The sequence below is a fragment of the Acinetobacter calcoaceticus genome, from assembly GCF_900520355.1.
GTDB lineage: Bacteria > Pseudomonadota > Gammaproteobacteria > Pseudomonadales > Moraxellaceae > Acinetobacter > Acinetobacter calcoaceticus_C.
The window spans coordinates 1,687,242-1,701,048 of the sequence record NZ_LS999521.1 but is presented as its reverse complement, the minus strand read 5'-3'; the positions used below and the strand labels follow the sequence as shown (position 1 = coordinate 1,701,048).

The following is a 13,807-nucleotide window of genomic DNA, read 5'->3' as shown; positions in this document are numbered from 1 at the left end:
CTTCTCACTTCAACGATTCTTCATGAGCACTCAAAGAAAGCTTGGCTGATGAGCGTTTTAAATAATAGAAAAACGTAAGAACAACAATTAAAGGAACACCGAATTGTAGAGTTGACTTAAATTCATTGGTAAACCAAGTCGTAATAGTGATACTTAAAATCGCGATTAATCCCAACAACGAAATAAACCGACTAGCTGGAACTTTAAACTTTAACTGCAAACCTTGTTGCGTCATATTTCTTCTAAAAAACATATGCGTAACAAAGATACTACCCCACGTAAATAATGCTCCAAACATGGATAGCGCAATCATGATGGGAAAAGCTGAAGCTGGATTAATCGTATAGACAATGCTCGCAATACCAATACCAACAGCAGATAAGAGCAGCGCGTTAACTGGCACACCATTACTACTAATACGTCCAAATAGCTTTGGGGCATCACCAGCCCGCGACAAGCTAAACAACATACGTGTTGAGATATAGAGCATGCTGTTCATAGCTGATAGAGCTGCGACAATTACAATGAAATTTAAAATACTGTCTGCATATGGAATACCTACAATTTTCATTACCATTACAAAAGGGCTAGTTGTTTCAGTACCAATTAAATCCGTCCATGGAACAAGTGCCACAATTAAAAATAAAGACAGTAAATAAAATAGGATTAAGCGAATTGCAGTACTTTTAAAGGCAGTTTTAACAGCTCGCTCCGGATCTTTAGCCTCACCTGCCGCAACAGCGATCATTTCGATACTTAAATAGCTAAATATTGAAATAATGACTCCAATCCAAACCCCACTAAAACCATGTGGGAAAAAGCCGCCATGCTCAGTTAAATTGGAAATGACTTGTCCTGTTCCTTCATGACTCTGAGTCAATATGCCAATAGACAAAAGAATAAATACAATAATGGCGAAGACTTTAATGGTCGAAAACCAATATTCAACCAATCCAAAAGCCTTAACGCTATATGCATTTACAACCAGCAAGGTAACCGAGAAAAAAGCAATCCAGATCCAAGAACCGACATGTGGGAACCATAATTTCATATAGTCAGCAACTGCTGTAATCTCTGTGCCCACTGCTAATACAATGCATGCCCAATAGCAATAACGGACTAAAAACCCTGCAAGTGGACTAATATAATGTTCTGCATAGGCGCCGAAGGAACCTGAAGTCGGATGCTGAACTGTCATTTCAGCTAAACAAGCCATGATAGCAAATGCAATTAGGCCACCAATCGCATAACTAACAATAACGGCTGGGCCAGCAAAGCTGATTGCAAACTTGCTTCCCATAAACAGTCCAGTACCAATCGCTCCACCAATTGCAATCATTCCCATTTGCTTTGCAGATAATTTCTTATGTAAGCCCGCTTCTCTATTTTGTATTTCATCAAAACTGCTCATAGGCCCTCCTAGCCATTTTTCTGATTTTGCTTCCCAAATATCAGGTCACTTCGCCTCTAACCAAATAGTGCTCATTTTTCCATTCGCTATTCAGCATGATCTGCTTAAGTTGCTGTACGGCATTCCATATATCTTCAAAACCTAGGTATAGAGGAGTAATTCCAAAACGTAATACTTCTGGCTCTCGGTAATCACCAATCACACCACGGGCAATGAGTGCCTGAATAATTTCATAGCCATATTCATGGCGATAACTGACATGGCTGCCACGATATTGATGATTTAAAGGGGTAATAAGTTCAAAACCGAACTGCCCACATTCCTGATGGACGAGTTGAATAAACAAATCTGTCAATTTTAGAGATTTCTCACGTATTTTTTGCATGTCTACCTGCAAGAAAATATCAACACCACATTCAATCAAACTCATAGAAATGATGGGCTGAGTTCCACATAAGTAACGACGGATACTATTAGCGGGCTCATAGTGCTGTGACATCTCAAATGGTTTTTTGTGGCCCCACCACCCCGATAACGGCTGCCAGAACTGGTCACGATGCTTTTGATTTACCCACAACAAAGCTGGAGAACCTGGACCACCATTTAAATATTTATAAGTACAACCAATCGCAAAATCACTATTACTCTGGTTTAAGTCCATAGGAACTGCGCCAACTGAGTGACATAAATCCCAAATAATCAAAGCGTCTTTAGCGTGAATTTGTTGATTAATAGATGCCATGTCATAGAAATATCCAGTTCGATAATTCACATGAGAAAGTACAACGACTGCTACATCTTTTTCTAACGCACGTGACAAATCATCTGGGCCATCAATCAATTCAACTTGATAACCTTGGTGAATTAAATCAATGAAACCCTCAATAATATAAATATCTGTTGGGAAGGCATCTTTTTCTGCAACAATAATTTTACGTTCTGGAAATTTTTCGGCTTGAATTTTTACCGCTGCTGATAAGACTTTAAATAAATTCAAGGTAGTAGAGTCTGAAATGACAACTTCACCCTGCTCTGCACCAATTAGCTTTGCAACTTTATCGCCTAATCTCGTTGGCAATCCCCACCAATCTGCTTTGTTCCAGCTATTAATCAAATCCTCTCCCCATTCTTGGGAAATAATATGCTGAGCGACATCTAATGATTTCTTTGGTCTTGCGCCTAAAGAATTACCATCTAAATAAATCACTTCTTTTGGAAGCGCAAATTCATCTTTAAATTTTTTGAGTTCATCTTCCTGATCCCAATACAGGCACTGTTCATGAGTAATCATTTGTTATTTCACCTATTTCAACATTTCCTTTGTGTTTGAATTTTATCATGGCAATTCTTACGATTTATTCGATAATATTTGATTAAATTCTTTAATTTCCGTATAAAATTCTAATTAAAACGAAAATATACGGATGAGATTCGAAAATGAATATAGATGCAACCGATCTAAAAATCTTAAGGCATTTGCAAGATAACGCTCGATTAAGTAACCAAGAACTCGCCGATCTCGTTAATCTTTCCGCATCAGCTTGTCATCGACGTGTCAAAATTTTAGAAAGCAATGGAGTAATTGAAAAATATCAGGCAAAAGTCAATTATGAAAAATTAGGCATAAAAATTGAGGCCATTGTTGAAATTAAACTTGCTCAACTAACCGAAAACGATCACAACTTTTTTTTAAGTCAGATCAAAAATTTTGATGAAGTGATTAATGCCTATATTATTACGGGCGAATCTAATTATGTTTTACACGTGGCGACTAAAGATCTAAATTCTTTTTCGCATTTTGTTATTAATACTTTAAATAAAATTAAAGGTGTCGTAAGCATCAACTCTAAAATCATTTTACAGAAGATTGTGCAAAAACCACTTTAATCTCAAATTTTCCATCCAAGAGCAATCCTATGATCGAAACTAAACGTTTAATTTTAAGACAATGGAAAGAAAATGATTTTGAGCCTTTTATCAAAATGGGCCTAGATCAAGACGTCATGCAATTTTTCCCAAATCTACTGACACCCCAAGAAAGTCTTAACTTAATACAAAAAATTTCACTTCTCATTGATGAAAATGGTTGGGGGTTTTGGGCAGTAGAATTAAAAGAAAGCCATCAATTTATCGGATTTATTGGTTTGCATAACCAACCTGAACAATTTGATTTCTCTCCATGCGTGGAAATTGGCTGGCGACTTGCAAAAGAATTTTGGAAGCAAGGTTATGCAACTGAAGGAGCAAAAGCTGTTTTAGACTATGCTTTTAATGTACTCAATTTAAATAAGGTCGTGTCATTCACATCTACTCTTAATAGACCATCTCAAGCTGTAATGGAAAGGCTGGGAATGCAGAAAGTGAAGAGCTTTAACCACCCTAAAGTTCCTCTCCATCACGAATTAAGAGCACATGTGCTATATGAAATCAGGAATGCTTACTCATCAAAGTCGTAACCAACACAGGTCGAGCATTCCCAATATTCATGGATTTTATTGGCTATTTCCTCTTTCTCCATAGTAGTAAGTACATAAAAAAGTTTAGCCTCTTTATTTTTTCTTAGAATTAATAAATTGTAATAATCATATTCAGGTCCATTAAGCCCTAATGTAAATTGTGATTCACAGTGTTTTTCTGCTTTGTAGTGCCAGTCAAGTTTATAAGTATCAAGGCCATCGGCAGCATTGATTACGATACCGTCATTGGTTCCGCCAATAAATCCAATTTTCATTGTTTTCCCTAAGTTCTTATAGACATATTTTTAAATATAACTTTAAACAAGTATTCTTCAATTTATAAAATGTTTGTCAATACGTATACTATGTAAGCGAACTTAACCATAATAAAGCAAAACCTTAAATAAATTTTTATATTTCCAATTTATAAGATTATGGTGATGTTTTTTAGCCCAACCAACGAAAGAATTTTCTACTAAAACTGTTTCATTATTATTTTTTGTTTTGCAAACTTCCGCGTTATAATTTCAAACCCTTTATCTTCCCTCTCCATCCTATTAATCTGTACAAATTTTAGAAAATTAATGGATAGAGCTTTAAATTAATTTGAGTGTTTATAAGTTTGTTTAATTTATGATTTTAAAAGGATATATGGTTGATGTGTCTTAGAAATTTTGTTTTAAATGATTTTGGAGATATTTAAAAATATGTCTAAAATTATAATGTTTGATAAGAATGGTACATTTCTTAAATAATTGATTTTTCTATACTATTTCCTAAAAACACAAGTTGTAATAAAAATATGTACACAAGTTTGTACAAAAATAATAAGTTATAAAAAAGTTAAAGGATTTAGCTATGTGTGCAAATTACAAACCTATAGAAAAAGATCGGGTACACCTGCTTAATCTTTTTGAACCTACTTTTGAGTATAAAGCTGATATTTACCCTGGTTACGACTGCCCTTTACTTTTTAGTAACAAGGGGAACATAGAATGGCGTCAGGTTAAGTTTGGATTAATCCCCACATGGAAACATGACCTAAAGTATTCTCGTTATACCTACAACGCTAGAACAGAAACGGTTGCCACACTTCCAAGTTTTCAACATGCTTGGGCAAAAAGTCAGTTTGCTTTAATACCAGCTGAAAAAATTTATGAACCTCGTTATGTAAACGGGAAAGCAGAACGTTGGGGAATTTTTAGAGAAGATGGCTTGCCCTTCACTATCGCGGCAATTTACGAATCAACTGTTATTAATGGGCAGCAAGTTCGATCAATGTCGATGCTGACTATCAACGCTGACAACCACCCTTTCATGGGTCAGTTCCACAAATCTGAAGATGAGAAACGGTCAATTATTGTAATCCCTGAAGAATACAGGGAAGATTGGTTGAACTGTAAAAAAGAAGATGCTGATCAATTTTTCTTTAAGATGCCCTTAGGTGAATTTAAAGCTGAATTTTTACCTAAAGCTTCAAGCTAGCTAAGTCTTTAAAACTATTATTTTTTAATGTATCTTCTTTAAAATTTATATTAAGGAAACACATGTGAATATTTTAGTTGTCGGCAATGGCTTTGACTTATCACACTTTTTACCGACAAAATATGATCACTTTATGTTTGCCATGCAATCTATTCAAAATTTTAAAAAAAATAATATAGATATGGAGTTTAAAAATATTTTTGGTGAGCTATTAGAAAGTGAATATTACTTCTTTGACAAAACCAAAACTTTGTACGACACCAATAAAATAATAATTCCACAAAATGAAGTTAAAAGCATTAAAGACAAACTAAACAAGAACTCATGGTATAAATATTTTCACAATCATTTTACTGAAATAAAAACATGGATTGATTTTGAACAAAAAATTGAAGAGGCATTAGTTTTAGTTGCTAAAGCTATAGAAAAAATTGAAGAAAAATATAATACATATGGAATTTTTAATTATCCGGTTTATACAAAGTATTCTGATAGAATTAATCAATATTATTTCTCTGAAATACAATTCCACCTTTTATCATGCTTAAATCTTATTGAAGAGGAAGTAACTGCAAATAGTCCAGGATATAGGTATGGATTTATTTCTTCTTCTTTTTATACAGTACCGAATGATGAAAAATATGGATTTAACAGTCAGAAATATTTACAACATCTACAAGATCAATTAGATGATTTTATTGATCTTTTTAACTTATATTTATGCTTAGTTGTTGACAAACTATTACCTTTTAAAAAATTCAGCTTTAATAAATCTGATTGTATTGATGAAGTATTTTCTTTTAACTACACCACTACCTTTGAAAATTTTTATGAAACCCCTGCAACAATTCATTTTCTTCATGGAAAATTAGGTAAACCACACAATTTAGTACTTGGTATTTCAGAATTAAAAGATGTTTCTCTAAAAAGATTAAAAGCGTATGGTTTTACCAAGTATCACCAAAAAATTTATAAGAATACTAATTATCAATTTTTAAATTCAAAACTTAATGATTTAAAGTTGTTAAATGAAGAATTAAGCGAGTCGAAATTAGACTATAGAGCTGGTGTACCACTACCCAGCAACATACCCTCTTACAACACTTTAATAAATAGAATAAAAAAATCTATTGAGAATTTCGATTTAAACATACAAATTTGGGGCCATTCCTTAGATATATCCGATGAAGTTTATATTAATGAAATTTTTTCTTTTAATGAAATTTCTGATAATAAAGTTAGAGTTTTTATTTATTATTTTGATCAAAAAGCAAAATTTTCCCTTTTAAATAATCTATTTCATATTTTAGGTAAAGAAAAAGTTGAAACTTGGATGAAAAATGGTTGGCTTCATTTTGATGAAAATCCTAATTTAGAAAAAAAAGATTAAACTTCTTTTCAAAATTAAAAGTGCTTTTCAATTTAACTGAAGAGTACTTTCCGACCAAATACACTTTCTAGCGCGACAAGTTATGACTAGTCCCTATTTATCCACAGTTTTTTAAATTTGAATTTTAACTGAGCTCTAGCATATCATCTTGAATACGTTACAAATTCAAGATAGAGGATATTTTATGAGCGAAATTGCACCATCCATCATCCAGATAAAACCGTATTTACAAAGTGCTGTTTTATCTGAAGTTATGTCTATTAAGTTAGTTGTTCCAACTTCTCATATGCTTATTCCTTATGCACTTGAGAAGATTTCGGCAGGTTTCCCGAGCCCAGCTCAGGACTATATAGATAAAGCGCTCGATATGAACGAGCACTTAATTAAAAATGAGACAGCAACCTTTATTGTAAAAGTCGCCTCTCTCTCAATGTTAAACGCTGGTATCGATATTGATGACGAGCTAATTGTAGATCGTAGCCTTGATGCAAAACACGGCGATATAGTTGTAGCGCTAATAGATAATGATTTCACAGTGAAACGCCTGATGATTGATGAAACAGGACAATGGCTTAAAGCGGAAAATCCCGATTATAAAAATATTTACTTATTAGATAACCAAGAATTGATTATCTGGGGTGTTGTCACCCATATCATTAAGATGACAAGAAAAAAATCATGAAACATGAGAACAAAGTCTTTTTCCTGATTGACGTCAATAACATGTATGTATCATGTGAAAGAGTATTCAACCCTAGTTTGAATAATAAAAGTACTATCGTCCTCTCGAATAACGACGGCTGTGCAGTAGCAAGATCAAATGAAGCAAAAGCACTCGGTATCAGAATGGGAGTTCCCCTATTCCAAATTAAAGAAATTGTTCAGCAGCACAACGTAATCGTACTTTCAAGCAACTATGCAATGTATGCAGAAATGTCGAGACGTTTCCATAAGATTCTGAGCTCGTACGTAACCGCAGAAGAAGTTGAACCTTACTCTATAGATGAGTGTTTTGTTGATTTTTCTGCTTATGAAAAGAATTTCGATCTTGAAAAGGTCGGGCAACAAATGCGCCAACAAATATGGAAATGGCTAGGATTGCCGGTATGTGTGGGGATTGGAAGAAGTAAAACTGAATCGAAGATAGCTAACCATATAGCTAAAAAGAATGTGGGGTTTAATAGTGTGTGCGATCTCGTAAACATGGATCCTTGCAACAAAGAATATTATTTCTCATTAATTGAAGTATCTGAAGTTTGGGGGGTCGGTCGTAAGCATTCAAAAAAGCTTCAATTGATGGGAATTAATACAGTGCTTGATTTAGCTTGTGCTGAACCTCGAGAGATGCAAAAGAAATTTTCTATAGTCATGGCCCGCACTATTTACGAATTACAGGGCATCTCATGCATTGAGATCGAGCACACTCCTCCTTCAAAAAAGCAAATAGTTGCAAGCCGGTCTTTTGGTAGTCGCGTAACTGAACTAACAGATCTTAAAGAAGCAATATCAATGTATGCTCAGGATGCATGTAAAAGGCTACGTGATGAAGAGCTTTTATGCGGATGTATGATTGCTTTTGTGCAGTCAAACCCTTTCGACCCAAATGTGCCGTTTTACAATAAATCTATTACAGGCTCTTTTTCAGAACCGACGGATTGCGCAGTTGATTTTGTTAAAGCTGCAACAAGAATGTTGAACGATATCTACAAAGAAGGAATTAAATATAAAAAATGTGGTGTTGTGCTGACCTGTCTAGAGCCTAAGTCTGGTCATACTTATGACCTCTTAACCGACTTTGAGCGCATAGAGAAAAAGGAATGTTTGATGAAAGCCATGGATGGTATTCACAGTAAGTTTGGAAAGAAAAAACTCGGTGTCGGACCATGTTTTGTACCAAATCGAAACTGGTCGATGTCGCGGGATAAATTGAGTAGGAATCCGTTTAGGTGGGATGAACTGCCATTGATAACAAAATGAGAAAATATTTGCTCATTTTTATTAATTCTTACTGATTTTGAGCAAATATTTGCTCAGTTAAATCTTTTATGAGGAACCTAGTATGAACTTTACACGACTAACTGACGATCAATTAACCCAAACACTTATACCTAAGCGTTTTGTGCCACCCACACCACCAGAATATGAGGGCAAAAATATAGTCTATGTTTTGATAGTGAAGATTCTTTTAATTTAACTTATGATGAGTTAGCTGAGATTATTGGTAGGGCTCGGATGATTGAGCCACAGAAGATTCCTATTTTAGGAACAGTTGGTGATTAATGATAACAAATCAGGTAGTGACTGAAATTATTAGTTTAATAGCGAATATTTGTACAATTTTAGGTTTTTTTATTGCTTTAATAACACTAATTTATTTTTTTCTAGAACATAACAATAAATTAATGATAGAAACGAGAAAACGTTTTCTTGAACAAGAATCTTGGACAAATGAAGGAGACTTTAGTAGTACAGATTCGGTATTTTTTACTATATATATCAACAACTCAAAATCTCACATATTTAATGGTACGATAGTTTTAAATAGCTACTCAAAAGAATTAGATTTTTACTTTGAAAAGGCATTTCGTCGATCTTTTATTATTAGAATTCATAAGAGGCAAGGAGGTAGAGAGGTTGATTGTGCTAGAGCAAAGATAAAAATGATAACACCTGATACATTTGAAATTGTATTTATAAAAGGATTTGAACTTCATGATTTCAAACCACAATTTCCATATAAAACTGAAATTTGGTAGTTTTTAGTTATTAAAGGAATCTATAAAAATGTCTTTAGAAATACCATTGGATAGGCTTGATAAATTTCTCGCGATTGGAGGTCTAGCTCTTATCTTTTGGGCAATAAATATCTCTCTTAGTAATTATGAGCGAACTGAAATATATAGAATAAAAGCATTGGTTAAAGTTCAAGAAACAACTTTCAAATATAATGATTACGCTGACACAGTGAATAAAAGCATTAATATTCATAACAATGCAATAAAAAACAAAAAAGATCTATCAAAGTACAAGAATGAAATACTAATAAATTTAAAGGAGTCTGAAAAGAAAGGAATTGAAACAGAGAAGGTAATTTTAGAAAATCTCGAGGCAACCTATACATTAGTTTTATATGAAAGAATAAAATTGTTTTGGCTGATAATAACTGCCGTTCTCACAATCATTGGGATTATAGTTTCTCTAATTGGGTTCAAATCTTGGGTTAAAAATCCAAATTAACTTTTTTCAAAAGCTTAAAAAATATTAAAAGGTTAGCAAACCACTTCAGATGATTTGACTAACCTTGACCAGTTGATACAAAATGCTAATTCATGACACACTATCCGCCGATACTTACTCTATTAGCTACAATTAAACACTACACCGTTAGTCCCTTTTAAGAACTGGCATTTCACCCAAATAGTATTGTTCACCCAGTACTTCACTTGACATACTCATACGATAAAATCGATCTCTCTCAGATATTTCTGGTGAAACAAAAAAAATGGATGCCCCGTAACCTCGGCTTTCAAAAAATTGAAGCATAAGAAGAAAACCCCTAAATACATATTGAGGCATACCTCTAATACACCAATTTTTACTATCAAGTTCTTCTTCTCTAAAAAATCTTTGAGCATGGTCCCTAGAGTAAAATAGAACGAAATCTTTATGATTAGTCACATTATCAATTCCGTAATAGCTTCCACTAACACTCCCATTTCGTAATTCCATGATAGTCCAAAATGGTTCACCAATAGTTGTATCATCTGGCAAAGCTACTGATTTAATGCGTCCTGCTATTAACTCATTTAATTTAGGGAGTTCATCAATAGTTAGTAATAGAACATCATTATCTTCTGCAATTTCCTTAGCTAACTTCTGATAGCCATATTTTGAAATCATTACTTTTCTTATATCACCAGCATTTATTAATTTTCCATAAAACTTGGCAACTAGACCATTATCAATTGGCCGCCCATGATCCTTACACTCAATTGCAACCTTATGAATTACCCCAGCTTTTTCAAATTGGTAAAAAACATCAACTTGATGTGATCGGCCCATCTTGTCAATAATTTGGACATCATGTCCTACCACAATTCCCTCATCCTTCATATTTAGAAGAAAGGAATACACTTCCTGAACATGTTTCTCTAATTTTTTCCAATTATTCATAATTTTTCAGATTAAATAGTAAGCTATATTCAATTTTATATTAAGTTAATATAAATGGTCATCCCATTACATAATTCGTGAAAAGAAGCTTATAAATAGAAATTAAACTTAAACTTCTTTCTTAAAAATGGAATTACAATAAAACTATACAGAATTGTCTACCCTTACTTTGTTATGATTTTGCCACTTCACGAAAATAAGAAGGCATAGTTTTGGCAACACCATATATAACAATAGGCTGCCCAACTTCTGGTGGTGGCCAAGTAATTTCTGGGAACAACATGTTCCTGATTGACGGGATTCCCGTTGCCTGTGTCGGTGATAAAGCAACCTGCCCAACTCATAAGATAGTTGCGACTATTGTCTCTGGCGATCCATACATGCAAATTTTTGGTAAAGCTGCAGCGAGAGTGAATGATTCACTTTCATGTGGTTGCAAATTATTGCCTCAACAAAATTTAGTTGTTCAGGATAATGGTGGTTCGTCTCAAAGTTCAGCTACTACTAATACGGCTGCCCAAGATAACTTTGTTGAAGATAAACCAAAAGAATATGGAATTCAGTTCCAATTAAAGGACGAGAAGACACAAAAGGTCTTTAGTGATATTCCCTATTCAATTATTTATAAAAAGGATGGAAAGGTAGAAACCGGTTGGACCGATAAAGAAGGTAAAACACATATTATCAATGCTGCTACACCTGATGAGGTGGAGTTTCAGACGATTGATGCTTCTAAACCGCTACCACCGCTTTAAGGATTGAAAATGGCACAAGATAAAGTATTTTCACCGACATTAATTCCCTCTTTGGATAACGAGGTTAAGGTCTGTCATGCGGATGAGTTACTGGACCCTCTCTTATGTAATAGCATTGTTAAGATTCTAAACTATCATACAACAGTACCTTATACTTTCATGATGAATCAAGCACAATGGGACTGGATCAAACAGCATTATCCTTTTGAGCATGATCTTGCAATACGCTTTGGTCTTGAATTCGATTTACGTCAATTTACAGATGAAGTGTTAGAACGTTATTCATTCCATACGATGATGTATTTGAAGTTCACTCTTTATGCTCAGAAGCACTCTAGGAATAAAGGTGCCGAGATGATTACAGAACTTGCAAAGGATACCTTTAAAGCTCGTATGGCAATTGCTAAACAAAACTTTGGTGAAATAATAGATTTGGCATTATCTAATGCGAGTAAGCCTGTACTTGCCGCTAATGCTTTAGCAACGTTTACCAACAATGGACCATATGGTATTAACGAATATATGTATAAAAATGTCTTCGGTCGCCCGTATGATCAAGCTACTGTTTCTTTATATATTCAGAAGTACCACTATTCCCCACCTAATAACCGTTTCTCAATATGAAAATTACATTAATACCAATATTACTACTTTCCTGCTTATTCCTGACTTCTTGTAAAGCTTCGACAGATAAAGAAGACATCAATAACTATGTAAAAGTAGATCTCAAGAACTATGCTACTGACAATTATAGATTGATCATTGAAGCCAACAAGAATGTAAACAGTGAGCCTGCCCTGAAAAACTCTTTGTTTAACAATTCCTATGTTAAGTTAGAAACATCACGCAGTCTTTTAAATGAACAGTACTCTGACTGGGTTAAAGGCTTAGATAAGAACGGCTTCGACTATGGAGACCTCAACACAATATGTTGGATGACAGTCTTCATGGAAAACTACGTAAACAATGTTGAAGGTCCATACAAAAGCCAGCTTAAAGATGAAACATTAAATGATGTTCACAGTCTTTATGGCGAACGGCAGAAAATCATTAAGCTACGCGACAGCAAAGATAAGACTGCGCGAAACTTTGTAGAAGTATGTGAATAAACTTGTGTGATTTAAAGCCCAATCAATTATGATTGGGCTTTAAATATAGAACTAATTAAATAATACCTAAGCGTTTTAATGATTTAAGAGCTATTTCATTACGGACTGAACCAGGCATGTTTGGTTTCATCTCAATGTTCAATGAAAAAGCTATTTTTTTCCCGTTAGGTTGTTCCACCCAACCTGTTAACCAGCCTACTTGAGGGGTGACATTCATTCCCCACCCGCTCTTTGCATAAATTTTGTTACCCTCTACTTCCTTTATTAACAGCATATCTTGGACTTGTTTTTGTACTTGCTGTTTGAATGGTAGCTCTTGATGGGCAAGTTTGTCAGCAAACTCAACTTCTTGAATAGGAGTAATCTTTAATGGGCCTACCAACCAAAAGTCATCAACTTTTGTCCCAATATTTGAATTACCAAATTTGACTCTTTTTACTTCTTTTTGCATTAGATCTACGCCTATCCGTTTTGCGAGTTCTTGATATACAGGAACCGCTGATAACTTCATGGCTTCACCCAAATTCATATCTTTTTCCCATATAGAATATGAACGCTTTTTCCCATCCCATTTAAAAACTTCATCGACTGTAGCTTTATTGTTTTCCAAACCAATTAAAGCATTTAACATCTTAAAAGTTGATGCAGGTACATACAATGTATTGGCTCGGGTTAAATCATTACCATAAGTATCAATATTGTGCCCATCCTTAATGACAATAACACCCTGTGTCTGAGCTTCATCAAAATAGGAGCCAATCGCTTGTTGAGTTTGATCAGTAGTAGAAATAGGCAGGATGTCTTTAGGTTCGATAAATGGAGAGGAGCACGCACTTAAAAAAATTGAAATAGATATACTTAATAAAGGAAATAAACGTGTTCTCACCAGAAGCTCCAAGAAAAATAATGATTTTATAAAGTAAAGATTAAGTAAACAATTCTAGCAGTATGTTTAAGTAAATTTAAATAATTGAAACTGCATGACTTATCTAAACATGCATCTTGGTTACATAAATTCAACATTCATT

At 34.0% G+C, this 13,807-nt stretch carries 16 protein-coding genes and 1 pseudogene; 12 read left to right on the top strand and 5 right to left on the bottom strand.

Going from position 1 to position 13,807, the window contains the following annotated elements:
• Positions 1 to 4: 4 nt before the first annotated feature.
• Both AC2117_RS08160 and kynU read right to left on the bottom strand, forming a co-directional pair.
• Complete coding sequence (locus tag AC2117_RS08160; RefSeq protein WP_133973250.1) at positions 5 to 1,411, bottom strand: amino acid permease; 1,407 nt, start codon at positions 1,409 to 1,411, stop codon at positions 5 to 7.
• Between the two features lie 40 nt (positions 1,412 to 1,451).
• The gene (gene kynU / locus AC2117_RS08155) at positions 1,452 to 2,702 is read right to left on the bottom strand and encodes a kynureninase (RefSeq protein WP_133973248.1); all 1,251 of its coding nucleotides are present in this window, start codon (positions 2,700 to 2,702) and stop codon (positions 1,452 to 1,454) included.
• Between the two features lie 146 nt (positions 2,703 to 2,848).
• Here kynU and gigD point away from each other — a divergent pair, with 146 nt between their 5' ends.
• Together gigD and AC2117_RS08145 are read left to right on the top strand one after the other, a co-directional pair.
• Positions 2,849 to 3,298: an Lrp/AsnC family transcriptional regulator GigD gene (gigD, locus tag AC2117_RS08150; protein WP_042894182.1), complete on the top strand. Its 450-nt coding sequence runs from the start codon at positions 2,849 to 2,851 to the stop codon at positions 3,296 to 3,298.
• Between the two features lie 29 nt (positions 3,299 to 3,327).
• Positions 3,328 to 3,867 carry a GNAT family N-acetyltransferase gene (locus AC2117_RS08145; RefSeq protein WP_133973246.1) on the top strand — a complete coding sequence of 180 codons (540 nt, stop codon included), beginning with the start codon at positions 3,328 to 3,330 and terminating at the stop codon, positions 3,865 to 3,867.
• Here AC2117_RS08145 and AC2117_RS08140 read toward each other — a convergent pair.
• A complete protein-coding gene (locus tag AC2117_RS08140) occupies positions 3,849 to 4,142 on the bottom strand; it encodes a hypothetical protein (RefSeq protein WP_133973244.1) in 294 nt (97 codons plus the stop codon). The genes AC2117_RS08145 and AC2117_RS08140 overlap by 19 nt on opposite strands.
• Positions 4,143 to 4,725: 583 nt before the next feature.
• Here AC2117_RS08140 and AC2117_RS08135 point away from each other — a divergent pair.
• The 7 genes and pseudogenes from AC2117_RS08135 (at position 4,726) to AC2117_RS08105 (ending at position 9,979) form a co-directional block, all read left to right on the top strand.
• The gene (locus tag AC2117_RS08135; RefSeq protein ID WP_133973242.1) at positions 4,726 to 5,352 is read left to right on the top strand and encodes an SOS response-associated peptidase family protein; all 627 of its coding nucleotides are present in this window, start codon (positions 4,726 to 4,728) and stop codon (positions 5,350 to 5,352) included.
• A gap of 64 nt (positions 5,353 to 5,416) precedes the next feature.
• On the top strand, positions 5,417 to 6,742 hold the full coding sequence (locus AC2117_RS08130; RefSeq protein WP_133973240.1) for an AbiH family protein: 1,326 nt from the start codon (positions 5,417 to 5,419) through the stop codon (positions 6,740 to 6,742).
• A gap of 184 nt (positions 6,743 to 6,926) precedes the next feature.
• On the top strand, positions 6,927 to 7,424 hold the full coding sequence (locus tag AC2117_RS08125; protein ID WP_133973238.1) for a LexA family protein: 498 nt from the start codon (positions 6,927 to 6,929) through the stop codon (positions 7,422 to 7,424).
• Positions 7,421 to 8,719, top strand: a complete 1,299-nt coding sequence (locus AC2117_RS08120) for a Y-family DNA polymerase (protein WP_133973236.1) — start codon at positions 7,421 to 7,423, stop codon at positions 8,717 to 8,719. Before AC2117_RS08125 ends, AC2117_RS08120 begins: the two co-directional genes overlap by 4 nt.
• 82 nt (positions 8,720 to 8,801) lie before the next feature.
• Positions 8,802 to 9,022 (top strand): annotated as a pseudogene (locus AC2117_RS19020) (hypothetical protein).
• Positions 9,022 to 9,498, top strand: a complete 477-nt coding sequence (locus AC2117_RS08110) for a hypothetical protein (RefSeq protein WP_133973234.1) — start codon at positions 9,022 to 9,024, stop codon at positions 9,496 to 9,498. Before AC2117_RS19020 ends, AC2117_RS08110 begins: the two are co-directional and overlap by 1 nt.
• Before the next feature lie 28 nt (positions 9,499 to 9,526).
• Positions 9,527 to 9,979 (top strand): hypothetical protein, encoded by a 453-nt coding sequence (locus tag AC2117_RS08105; RefSeq protein WP_133973232.1) that lies wholly within the window; start codon positions 9,527 to 9,529, stop codon positions 9,977 to 9,979.
• Between the two features lie 147 nt (positions 9,980 to 10,126).
• On the opposite strand, the gene AC2117_RS08100 is transcribed toward AC2117_RS08105, so the two are convergent.
• Positions 10,127 to 10,915 (bottom strand): restriction endonuclease, encoded by a 789-nt coding sequence (locus AC2117_RS08100; RefSeq protein ID WP_133973230.1) that lies wholly within the window; start codon positions 10,913 to 10,915, stop codon positions 10,127 to 10,129.
• A 212-nt stretch (positions 10,916 to 11,127) separates the two neighbouring features.
• Here AC2117_RS08100 and AC2117_RS08095 point away from each other — a divergent pair, with 212 nt between their 5' ends.
• Genes AC2117_RS08095 through AC2117_RS08085 form a run of 3 tightly spaced genes read left to right on the top strand, consistent with a single transcriptional unit; the run spans position 11,128 to position 12,779 of the window.
• A complete protein-coding gene (locus AC2117_RS08095; RefSeq protein WP_133973228.1) occupies positions 11,128 to 11,670 on the top strand; it encodes a PAAR domain-containing protein in 543 nt (180 codons plus the stop codon).
• A 9-nt stretch (positions 11,671 to 11,679) separates the two neighbouring features.
• Positions 11,680 to 12,294, top strand: coding sequence for a hypothetical protein (locus AC2117_RS08090; protein WP_133973226.1), 615 nt, complete (start codon positions 11,680 to 11,682; stop codon positions 12,292 to 12,294).
• Positions 12,291 to 12,779 (top strand): hypothetical protein, encoded by a 489-nt coding sequence (locus tag AC2117_RS08085; RefSeq protein ID WP_133973224.1) that lies wholly within the window; start codon positions 12,291 to 12,293, stop codon positions 12,777 to 12,779. Before AC2117_RS08090 ends, AC2117_RS08085 begins: the two co-directional genes overlap by 4 nt.
• A 55-nt stretch (positions 12,780 to 12,834) precedes the next feature.
• On the opposite strand, the gene blaOXA is transcribed toward AC2117_RS08085, so the two are convergent.
• Complete coding sequence (blaOXA, locus tag AC2117_RS08080; RefSeq protein ID WP_413773097.1) at positions 12,835 to 13,677, bottom strand: OXA-679 family carbapenem-hydrolyzing class D beta-lactamase; 843 nt, start codon at positions 13,675 to 13,677, stop codon at positions 12,835 to 12,837.
• Positions 13,678 to 13,807 lie beyond the last annotated feature (130 nt).